Source organism: Spartinivicinus poritis (assembly GCF_028858535.1).
GTDB classification, from domain to species: Bacteria; Pseudomonadota; Gammaproteobacteria; order Pseudomonadales; family Zooshikellaceae; genus Spartinivicinus; species Spartinivicinus poritis.
Genome location: NZ_JAPMOU010000053.1, coordinates 23544 through 34819 on the forward strand (window position 1 = coordinate 23544; position 11276 = coordinate 34819).

The 11276-nt window shown below is 37.6% G+C and carries 9 protein-coding genes; 6 read left to right on the forward strand and 3 right to left on the reverse strand.

Annotated elements, in window-relative coordinates:
• Position 1 precedes the first annotated feature (1 nt).
• Positions 2 to 484 carry a MaoC family dehydratase gene (locus ORQ98_RS24590; protein ID WP_274691472.1) on the reverse strand — a complete coding sequence of 161 codons (483 nt, stop codon included), beginning with the start codon at positions 482 to 484 and terminating at the stop codon, positions 2 to 4.
• 247 nt (positions 485 to 731) lie between these two features.
• On the opposite strand from ORQ98_RS24590, the gene ORQ98_RS24595 reads away from it, so the two are divergent.
• Together ORQ98_RS24595 and ORQ98_RS24600 are read left to right on the forward strand one after the other, a co-directional pair.
• The gene (locus ORQ98_RS24595) at positions 732 to 1745 is read left to right on the forward strand and encodes a hypothetical protein (protein WP_274691473.1); all 1014 of its coding nucleotides are present in this window, start codon (positions 732 to 734) and stop codon (positions 1743 to 1745) included.
• A 191-nt stretch (positions 1746 to 1936) separates the two neighbouring features.
• On the forward strand, positions 1937 to 2233 hold the full coding sequence (locus ORQ98_RS24600; protein ID WP_274691474.1) for a hypothetical protein: 297 nt from the start codon (positions 1937 to 1939) through the stop codon (positions 2231 to 2233).
• Positions 2234 to 2291: 58 nt separating this feature from the next.
• Here ORQ98_RS24600 and ORQ98_RS24605 read toward each other — a convergent pair whose 3' ends face one another.
• Positions 2292 to 5090: a M16 family metallopeptidase gene (locus tag ORQ98_RS24605; RefSeq protein ID WP_274691475.1), complete on the reverse strand. Its 2799-nt coding sequence runs from the start codon at positions 5088 to 5090 to the stop codon at positions 2292 to 2294.
• A gap of 546 nt (positions 5091 to 5636) precedes the next feature.
• On the opposite strand from ORQ98_RS24605, the gene ORQ98_RS24610 reads away from it, so the two are divergent.
• The 4 genes from ORQ98_RS24610 (at position 5637) to ORQ98_RS24625 (ending at position 9905) form a co-directional block, all read left to right on the forward strand.
• A complete protein-coding gene (locus ORQ98_RS24610; RefSeq protein WP_274691476.1) occupies positions 5637 to 7304 on the forward strand; it encodes a methyl-accepting chemotaxis protein in 1668 nt (555 codons plus the stop codon).
• Between the two features lie 159 nt (positions 7305 to 7463).
• The gene (locus tag ORQ98_RS24615) at positions 7464 to 8258 is read left to right on the forward strand and encodes a class I SAM-dependent methyltransferase (RefSeq protein ID WP_274691477.1); all 795 of its coding nucleotides are present in this window, start codon (positions 7464 to 7466) and stop codon (positions 8256 to 8258) included.
• 115 nt (positions 8259 to 8373) lie between these two features.
• Positions 8374 to 9018 carry a helix-turn-helix domain-containing protein gene (locus tag ORQ98_RS24620; protein WP_274691478.1) on the forward strand — a complete coding sequence of 215 codons (645 nt, stop codon included), beginning with the start codon at positions 8374 to 8376 and terminating at the stop codon, positions 9016 to 9018.
• Between the two features lie 11 nt (positions 9019 to 9029).
• The gene (locus tag ORQ98_RS24625) at positions 9030 to 9905 is read left to right on the forward strand and encodes a queuosine precursor transporter (protein WP_274691479.1); all 876 of its coding nucleotides are present in this window, start codon (positions 9030 to 9032) and stop codon (positions 9903 to 9905) included.
• Between the two features lie 136 nt (positions 9906 to 10041).
• Here the strand turns inward: ORQ98_RS24625 and ORQ98_RS24630 are convergent, their stop codons facing one another.
• Positions 10042 to 11052, reverse strand: a complete 1011-nt coding sequence (locus tag ORQ98_RS24630) for a CobW family GTP-binding protein (RefSeq protein ID WP_274691480.1) — start codon at positions 11050 to 11052, stop codon at positions 10042 to 10044.
• Positions 11053 to 11276: the final 224 nt, after the last annotated feature.

Sequence of the window (11276 nt, forward strand, 5' to 3'; positions counted from 1 at the left end):
TTTATAGATAAATAAGCCTGAATACAACTTCTGCAACACATGCGGGTTTATCTTGGCCTTCTATTTCTACAGTAATTTTTTGCTTTAATTGAATAGTTTTAGGGTCTTTCAAATCAGCCGAAATCAACTGTCGGCTGGCTCTGACCTTTGAATCAACTAATACTGGTGCTGTGAAACGGACTTTATCCAGACCATAATTAACCATTAACGCAAGGTTATTAAATGCTTCAGGTATCTTGCTTTTTACAGTTTGAGATAAGTGAGTGACTAATGACAAAGTAAGGAAGCCATGGGCAATGGTTTTTTTAAAAGGAGAGTGTTTTGCGGACTTTTCAGGATCTACATGAATAAACTGGTTGTCTAAAGTGGCATCAGCAAACTTATTAATACGCTCTTGGTTGATTAATAGCCAATCACCAACACCATCTTCTATTCCTTCATTTGCTTTAAATATTTCTAATGCGAGTTCGGCATTGCTAGCCATAAAAGTGAGTCCTTAGTTTTGGATAAAACACATGTTAATATAAAAACTGTTGGCTATACTGCTGGTAACTTTCATTGTTTTGTTTTACAGATTTTTACTATACTGCTTTAGCTTTTAGATTGCTAAGTACAACAGGTTATTTCGTGGGAAATATATCTTACATATACAGCAACTAAAAGTCATTTGTTACATATATAATATTACAGTTTATTTTAATCTTTTGTTGAGGTAGGCATGGAGGCCAGCCGTGCTAACAACCAGAATTGATCAATATCAAGCGGCCATTAAAAAGTCTTATGACTATTTAACTAACCGGCTTTCTCCTGAAATGATTCATGCGGGAGAAGTAGACTTATCATCAATTTATAAATACCCCACGTTACTCCTATTAGCAGGGAAACAGCCACAATGCGAGCATTTTATTGAAGCAATTAAGCAATATTATTTTAAAGAAGATGGAGACTTTCTTACTTACCCAGAGTTGAAGTCTGTAAATACAATCTTAGATAGCTATCAGCCTTATATGAATGGCTGGTTAGCTATTGCTGCACATAAACTAGAGCGATTTGATATAAGTATTCATGCATATGAGTTTCTGCATAACTTCTTAAACCCTAAACTAGGGGGCTACAGTAATGGCTGCAAAAAAACTAAAGGAAGCTTACAAGTAGACCTATTTACTACAGCTCACTTAGGCCGTGTTAGTTTATGTATTGGTGGTATTGATATGGCTGTTAAAGCTGCGGACTGCATTGTTCATGGCTTAAAGATGCAACCATATTCTGACCGACTGCTGTTTAAAATGGATACTGATGGTCACTTAGTTAACAGCTTTAATGAAGATGAAGCATCTTTTTACTGTGTTAATAAAGCAGAAAAAAAGCAACTTTATTTTTTATTAGGCTATCCGGCTGCTTTTTTACTGGATATTTATCAGGCAACAGCCGAAGAGCATTATCTTGATTATGCACTTGATTTATTAGGCTTCGCCTGTGGCTGTCATGGTATTCAAGAAAGTTTATTTAGCCATAAAGTGGCTTGGGCTGCAGCAAAAGCTACCCGTTTGACAGGTGATCTTGTGTATTCTGAGTTTGCACTGTCTATTTTAGATTACATTATTGAAAACCAAAGTAACACGGGCTGTTGGCATGAAACGGAAGCAGACTACTTTATGCTGGATCAAACCACTGAAATAGCAATTTGGATAAGTTCGGTTATAACAGAGCTAGCATTATTTGACACATATAATTCAGCTAAATGAAATTATAGGGACTAACAGTTTTTAGTATGCTGTTCATGTTGTGTCTAATAAATATACAAATTCTGGTGAAAACTACTCCACATAAACTGATTAGCTGGTAGAGGTAGAGAGTTGATAATGTGGTGGTTGGCTATGGCTAAATCTTTGCTTATATAAAATACTGCATCAGTAGTAGTGTAAGGAGTTGCTGAGTGAAAAGTGATGATTTTTGCCTTTGCATAGAGGAGTGTTGTAGTAACGAAACTGATAAAACGTTGCAATATATTGTACAATACGAGCCTCTGTTGAAAGAAAACTATCCATTATATGCTTTAAACGAACAGGTTGATTATTTCAGCTGGGCTTGCTTTACAGTTAGATCGGCTATTCGTTTATTGACTTTCTATAACCTTCCTGCAGAACATTTTGAGGAGGTGCTATTGTTAAGCTTGAAGTCAATAGATAAGTCTTCGTTGAGGCTGTTTAATCAAGCAGAAATGATAGTTTAAAGATAATACCCAGTAGTTTACTGACCACTGGGTATTCATCACTGCTATTTAATAATTTTTATATAGGCTTACCATTTTTATCCAGCTTGGTTACTTTTCCTAGCTTGAGTTTGTTAATGGTTGGCTCTATTTTCTTTAGATCACCAATAACCACCCAAGTTAATTTATTTGGCTTAAGCAGTTCTTGAGAAACTTGTTGTACATCTTTTAGTGAGATATCGCTTACAAGCTTATCAAAGTTATACAACTGCTCAAGTGGACGGTTTACTGCTAGTAGTCCAGTAATTGCTGATAGTAACGCACCATTGGTCTCATAAGCGCCTGCTTTGCTTCGCAACCAGTTATCTTTGACTTTTTTTAGCTCTTCAGCTGAAGCTGGCTTTTTAGAAATATACTGCTGTACTTCCTTTTGTAGCTCTTTCAGTGCAGGAGAGGTTTTATCGGTTTGTACAGAGGCGTACATGATGAACGGTCGTTGTCCAACAGCGCTATTTAGCTTGCTATAAGCACCATAAGACCAATGTTTATCTTCACGCAAATTCATATTCAGTCGAGCACTAAACTGACCGCCTAAAATTGTATTTGCAATATTTAGGGTTAATGAGCGTTCATCTTGAGAAGATGGCAATAGTTGCCCGGCAATAATGGTTGATTGAATTGCATCAGGTTTATCGACCAAGTAAATTTGGGTATCTTGGCTATTAGCGGCTTCAACCAGGTTTTTAGCTGGAGTTGGTGTTTTAGGTGCTTGCCATTTACCTAGTTGTTTCTCTAATAATGGTTTCAGCTCTTCCATATCAATATCGCCAACAACGACAAGTTGGGCATTATCTGGACGAATCCACTGCTTATGGAATTTGGCTAAATCACCTGTATTCAGTTGAGTAATGGACTCTTCAGTACCAGAACCTGTCCATGGTGTACTATAGGCATGATCTACACCATACAATAGTTGTGGCAATACACGTAGAGCGGTACTGAAAGGCCTAGCTTTTTCTTGAGCAATACTATCTAGCCAGTTTGAACGAAGTCGGTCAAAGTCAGTAGCTCGAAACGCAGGGTTTTGAATAACATCGGCAGCCAAAGCAATACTTTTTTCGATGTTGTCTTTGAGTGCACTTAAAGAAATCGAAGAACTATCAACCGATGAGCCAACATTAATACCTGCACCTAATTTACTTAAGGCTTTATCAAGAGCAATGCTATCTTTACTTTTAGTGCCTTCTTTCATCATTGCCAAGGTAAAATTAGCAGTGCCTGGTGAGTGTTGTGCATCTGCTGCATAACCTGCATCAAATACCCACTCCATTTCTACTGTGGAAGTACCTGGTCGGCTTGCCAAGAGAACTTTCAAACCATTGCTTAAAGTAATTTGGTTTACTTCTGGCAGCTTGAACGGTTTAACTTCCCCTACTCCAGGTACTGTACTACGGTCTACGGTTGACTTGATTTTGCTTAATTTGGGTGTTGGCTCTACTTCAACAATGACATTACCTTTAGTAAGCCACTGCTTCATTACCCTGCGAATATCTTTTGGTGATGTATTTTTTTGATATTCATAGGATTTTAAATAAAAGCCAGGGTCGTTGGCGTAAAACTCACCTGCAGCCAGAATATCTGATTTACCACCAAAGCCTCCTACTCGCTCTAACTGTCGAATAAAGCTAGCAGCTTGCTGTGTTTTGACCAGGGCTAGCTCGTCTAAGGTAGGCCCATCATTTTGTAAATGTGATAAATCTTCTTTAATTGCATTTTCTAATTTAGCTAGTGAAACACCTGGCTTAGCATCAGCCATGATAAATAGTTGACCTGCTAACTGTCTGCTATGGTTAAATACACTAACTGACGATGCTATTTTATCATCGTGAACTAATCGCTTATAAAGGCGTGATTGTTTTCCAGAAGCAAGTAGGTCGGCAACTAAAGACATTTGTTCTGCTTGCTTGGTCCCTGTTGCAGGGGTATTCCAGACCATAATCAGGCGTGACTGTGGCACTCGGTCAGTCATACTGAAGCGTTTGTTTTCAGTTAAAGGTGCTATCCAGCTGTGGGCTTTAGTGACAGAAGGGCCGGGAGGAATATCACCAAAATATTTTAATGCTTTAGACTTTGCAGTGGTTACATCTATATCACCAGAAAGCACTAAAATAGCATTGTTAGGGCCGTAGTATTGCTTAAACCACGCTTTTACGTCTTCAAGGCTTGCAGCATTCAAATCTTCCATTGAGCCAATGGTTTCCCATGAGTAAGGGTGTCCTGTTGGAAAACTGGCTTTGGTAATTAACTCCCATACTTTACCATAGGGCTGGTTTTCACCTTGACGTTTTTCATTTTGTACTACACCGCGCTGTTCATCTAACTTGGCTTTAGTAATACTCCCAAGGAAGTGTCCCATACGGTCAGACTCCATCCATAAGGCCATGTCAAGTGCATTAGTTGGCACTGTTTCAAAGTAATTGGTTCGGTCGCTATTTGTGGTGCCGTTTTGATCAGTGGCTCCAGCCTTTTCAAATGGTTCAAAGAACTCGCCTTTATAATTTTCAGAGCCTTGAAACATTAGGTGTTCAAATAAATGAGCGAAACCTGTCTTACCTGGTACCTCATCTTTTGAGCCCACTTTGTACCAAACATTCACTGCAACAACAGGTGCTTTCCGGTCCTCATGAACAATAACGGTTAATCCGTTGGGTAAAGTAAACTTTTCATATTGAATAGTAGGTAAGCTAATGGTTTGGCTATAGCCTTTGGCAGGAGTACTTGCCGTTGTTGTTATGGCATAACCACTGCCAAGTAGTGCGCAAACCGATAAAGCCAACAGCGAGCGGCGAAGTTGTACCATATTTGACCTCTGTTTCATCCTATGGTGGCCTATGGGTTTGTTAACCACCTTGTGATTTCTGCAAACTGGCAAAAAATTACGTTGCTTAACTAGCTATTGTCAAATTAATAAATAGTAATGTTTCACACTAAGCTGTGGTGCTTGTTTTTTGAACAACTAATTGCCAATCAATAACTGTGATGTTATTGACAATAGGAAGAAGGTTTTGATCCAAAAATCGTTCGCTTTGGTATGTTAGTTTTTGCATTCTGATGGGTAAAGTTGCACTGGCTCCCCTTGGAATGTTCTAGGTTTGACTTAAGTCTTTGTGTTTGCAGGTTTGCCAATAGTGTTATGAAGTGCGAAAGCGTCTTACATTATTTCAAGCAAATTTTTTCTCGCGTAGTCTATGACAACTTAATAAATTGTTAAGTAAAAGGTTTGTTTAGGAAAGGTAAATAGAGTCGGCTTTTTCGCTTTACTGATCATTAACTGATATCTGCAATAGTCTCGCTAAAATATTACGATAAGCTATTCTTTTAAGCATTGTTTGTAAGCTTGTAATGTAGTGTAAGGCTGTACAAAATGTTGCATCTAAAACATAAAATATTATTAATAGCTATAGTTCCCGTTATAGTTATAACCGTACTTATTAGTGTTATTAGTTATATTTCAACAGGCCAGCTCGTTGATGATGAACTGAATAATTTTAGAAAAACGCTATTTGAAGAAAAAAAAGCTGAGCTGAAAGGGTATTTGGATATGACTAAAACTGCTATTAGTCATGTTTATAATAGTACTGCTGATTCAGCAAAAGAGGATGCATTCAAAATAATCAGGCAGATACGCTATGGAGATAATGGCTATATTTTTTCGTTTCAATATGACGGTTTAACGGTTGTTCATGGTGCAAAGCCTGAGTTAGAAGGAAAAAACCTAATTGATTTAAAAGACCCAAATGGTGTTCCACTCATCAAGCTATTAAGTGAAGAAGCTCAAAAAGGGGGCGGTTATGTTGAATATCAATGGGACAAACCTGGCTCTAAAACACCAGAACCAAAATTGAGTTATGCAATTCCATTAGAAAAGTGGCAGATATTTATAGGGACAGGATTTTATATAGATGGAATAGATAAAACAATCAGTGAACAAAGAAGTAAAGCTGAAGCAGCGAAACAGCAAACATTAATAACAATTCTGGGAGTGGGTACTGCTGCTGTCGTTATTTTAGGCTTTTGTTCAATTTTGTTGACTAATTCAATTACGAGTCCAATCAGAGAGACTGTAGAGTTAATGTGTGATATTTCAGAAGGAGAAGGTGACCTCACTAAACGGCTTAAAAATAGTGGACAGTCAGAAATGGGGAAATTAGCAGAAGCCTTTAATACGTTTGTTGCCAAGTTACAGGGTATTATTAAAAAAGTGGCGGAAGCATCATCGCATATTAATAAATCAAGCTCAGAAATAAATACGGTTGTACAAGATAACAGCAAACAAATGAATGCCCAAGCTTCTGAAACGGAACAGGTCGCAACGGCTATAAATGAAATGTCATTAACTGCACAAGAGATAGCTGCTAGTGCAACTCAAGCGGCTGATGAAGCTACTAATGCACAAACCAGTGCATTAAAAGGCAACGATGTCGTGATAAATACAATCAATTCTATTGCTTCTCTTGCAGATCAACTTCAAGAAGCAGAAAAAGTGATGGATGCACTGGGCAACGAGACAGAAAACATAGGCTCAGTATTAGGTGTCATTGGTAGTATTGCAGAGCAAACTAACCTATTGGCTTTAAATGCAGCCATTGAAGCTGCACGAGCTGGTGAGCAAGGTAGAGGGTTTGCAGTGGTTGCAGATGAAGTGAGAACATTAGCGAGTAGAACTCAAAGCAGTACACAAGAAATACATGAGATGATTACCCGGCTACAGCAACAATCCTCTACTGCTGTAAAAGTGATGAAAGTAAGTCGTGAGTTAAGTGATAGCACTTCACGCCAAGCAGAAGAGGCAGGTGAGTCGCTAACGGCAATCAAAGACTCTATTGGTGTTATTACTGAGATGAACCATCAAATAGCAACTGCTTCAGAGGAACAAACCTCAGTGATTGAAGAAATTAATAAAAATATTACTAGAATCGCTGATGCAGTAAGTGAAATGTCGCATGGTATGGAAGCAACCAGTAACAACTCAAATCGCCTTCATGCTATGGGACAGGAGTTGAATAGTTTAGTAAAACAGTTTCGAGTGTAAATAACAAAAACTTATATTCTACAAACTAACATTTTATACAAAATTAAAATAAATCAATTGCCTTATTGTATTCAAAAGACTAGGGCTGCTAACATAGTTAATCTGATATCAATGTAATTTCTATGTATAAATAAGCGCTAATGAGGGAATGAAAGGATCATGGCAGTTGATTTTTCAAGGGTAGCTAAGGAGTATCATAGATTAGGTATTAATCAGCAATCGGCAGGTGTAAAATTAATTAGTCAGCTTGATTTATGTGGTGATGAAAAAATACTCGATATAGGCTGTGGTGATGCTCGATTAACATCAGTTTTGGCCAGCTTAACAACTGGTGATGTTGTAGGGATAGATATGTCTCCTGGTATGATAAGCACGGCTAAACAACACTTGCCAAGAGCTTTCTTTGTAGAAGGCGATATTGAAATACTACCGTTTGAGCCGCTAGGTAAATCTGATATTGTCTTTATTAACTCTGTAATTCATTGGTTTAAACAACCTGCAGCAACATTGAAACGAATACAACAGTTAATGTCTGAAGTCAGTTGTCTGGCTGTTCAAACACCGCTTAAGAGTTGGTGCCCTCTATTACAGGAAGTGATTAGTCAAACAATAACAACCAAGTCACTAAAAGAAGTTTATAAATCCTACAGCAATCCTTGGTTTCATATGAACTCTGCGAGTGAATATACCCATTTTTTTCAAGGCTTAGGGTATAGAGTCGATTATGCTGAACAAGATAGTCTAATAACTGAGCTAACGTCACCATTAAAACTATGGGACTTGTTTGAGTCTGGGCCTGCTCAAGCTTACCTTAACCCCAAAAATTTTTCACAAGCAATAACAACAAGTTTGCCAATTATATTTAAGGATGTTTTTTGCACAATAGCAGCAGATTTAGCTGAAACTAAAGCAGAGTACAAAAGAGCTTTTTTTAAGCTGGAAAGTAACTACTAACCAGTATAACCAATTGAATGGAAACAACCTGATTCGAAATAAAACAGATGTTTGACATATAGAACTTTAGTATTAGAATGCTGATATTTTATCATATTGGTTAATAATAACTGGCATGGAGTCAAACGAATTTTCTGATAGGCTGCGGGAAGTCATGCGTGCTAGGGGAATAACGTATTCAGTACTTGCCAGAGAAGCCGGCATTAACATACTTAAATTATTTCAGATATCCAGCAGAGGTTTTCAAAAGTATATTGGACAAGTTAAAAAAATTGCAAAGGTATTAGATGTTAGTGATACGTGGCTGATCACTGGTTTAGGACAAGCAGAGCAAAAAATAACCAAAAATGATGTGCTACATTATGATAACTTTATCATTCAACTACCGGTTTATGATTGGGATGTAGTTGTTACAGCAAGTAGTAAGTTAACTAAAAATCAGTCAAGTAATGAAGCTATACACTACCTAGTTCAGGATAATCAAACTGATATTGATGATTATCTAGCAGTAAGGGTTACTAAAGAGTTTATCAGCTTTTTGCCAAAAGGAGGGCTGTTAATACTCCGTTATTTACATAACAATCAATATCCTGAAGATACTCTTGTAGTTGATAAAGGGATACATGGCATAACGTTAAGTAAAGCATCTATTATTCAAGGAAGAAGTAAACTAATACCCATTCTTTTTCACCCTCATACACATATTGGTGCAAACCGTAACTCTTTTACGGCCGTTGTACTATCTATTATTTATAAATAGGAACAGGCTTAATGCAATTACAAGGTTGTTTTTTTACTTTGAGAGAAATTAATGATCAGGGGCTGGTTGTTTTCCAAAGCAAAAGTGGAGCTTGTTACACTGAACCAGCAATTAATCTTGTTGAAAAAAATATAATAGAGCATTTTTCAGACACGGATGCAAAATATATAGCGCAAGTGGCTAAAAGAGATGATGATCGTATTTTTATCAATGACACAAATAATCAAGTTGTAGTCACTTTATACAGCTACTGGAACTGGCTGCCATTATTAGTTGCTTTATTTATAGGTTTTTTACTTATCGCAATACCTATTTCACCAAAAAGAATAGAAATTATTGGGTTTACTCAGCCTGGTGGCATTTTAATATTTCCTTTAACCTTTATGGTAATTGACCTTATATCAGAGCTCTTTGGTTATCGTACTGTTAGAAAAGTTATTTGGTCAGCAGCTACAACATTACTGATAGCTGCATTAGGTTTGTATATTTCACTACAACTATCTAATCTAGTATCGCAAGATGTGGTAGCTCATTACTCTGCTGTATTTAATAAGCTGCCTTATTTATTTTTGATTAATGCAATTTGTTTAGTTGCCGCTGACTTTACCAATGCTGTATGCTTTTCTCGCCTTAAAGGTTTAATGCGTGGCAAGCAGTTATGGTTCAGGTCAATTGTTTCTACTGGGTTAGGGCAGATTGTTTATACCATCGTTTGGATATCATTGTTTTATATTGAAAAACTGGCCAGTATAGAAACCTGGGCTTATATGGCAGAAAACTTTACGTTTAAACTAGGTTACGCGGTTATGATGATACCGTTTACCTATCTATTGCTTTGGGTGATTCGCAGACAGAGCCGAAAAGCACAGGCGTTGAGGGTTGTTTAGAGCTTAAGTGATCATGTCGATAATTATTATAAAAAAATTAGTTTGAACAAGCTGAATTTTTCTCCCTAAAATGTTGTAGAAATTACTTTTAATACCCTCTCTTCCTGAGAGGGCTAGGGGCTTCCCTAATGGTTACTTAGCCACTGATTGCATCTAAAAGATCCTGCTCGATATCTTTTAGTGTATTGATATCATTAACTATAAGTTCTATGCGACTATCCATTGCTTCATCCAGCACCATCTCAGTTAATACATCATCTACTTTGTTGTAACCAATAATGCCTTTGTGAGTAATAAATACCCCTTTCAAACGTTCAACTTTTACACCTAGTAATAAGGTACAGAGTTTATCTGGATCAAAAATAAATTCGGGGTTGAATAGCCAGCCTTGGCTGTGAAAACCTTCCCCCTGATTTTTTATAGTCAAATATCCACATGGAGGAAATTGCTTATCGCCAGGGACGGGTAGTTGTTGGGCTGGTTTAGTGGACTGGTGATGATGAGCCTTGCTAGTAAATTCTTGGGCTTTGCCTTGTAGCCAGTTCAGCTGAATTTTTCCCATACTCACTTGGTAGATAGTTTTATTGTTAAGCCAATTTTGGTTTTCTAAATAACTTGTCAATTCTGCAAAGTCATTGGTTTTATATTGATCGGATTTATTGGCAACAATGATATCGGCTATATTTAGCTGCTGAGTAAATGTGGCGTGTTTTGTATAGCGGCTGTCAGATATTTTCCGTGCATCTACTAACGTGATAGTGCTGCGCAAGTCTAATATTTCTCGGTAATGTTCGGCACTTAGCACTTCCATTACTTCTTTAGGGTGCCCTAAGCCTGTAGGTTCTATCAACAAACGGTGAGGTTTGGCACTAGCCAGTAGCATATTCAAGGCAATCTGCATTGGCAAGCCAGCCGCACAACACATGCAACCACCTGGCACTTCACGAATAAATACGCCTTGTTGCTCAGTTTCGGTGCCTTGGAAAAGGCTGCCATCAATGCCTACCTCGCCAAACTCGTTAACTAAAATGGCCCAGCGTTCATTGGCAGGTTTTTGTTGCAACAAGTGTAGTATAGCTGTGGTTTTACCTACACCAAGAAAACCAGTGATAATGTTTGTCGGAATGTTTTTTAGTTCTGATGGCATACAGTTTTGTTACACAGCCTCTGATTACGAATGTGTCCAACGGCGATGATTGAAGCACCTAATAATGTTGCCAGTTTTTCTCCACTTTCACCTAGCAAATCATGACCAAAAATTGCAGTTAGAGAAAGTATAGTTAAGCCTAAAGCCCCAGCCCTTTCAAGGTGATTTTTTAGCCGCTTTTAAAAGCCTTGCTGTTGAAATATGGGGCTGGATTTTTATTTGTT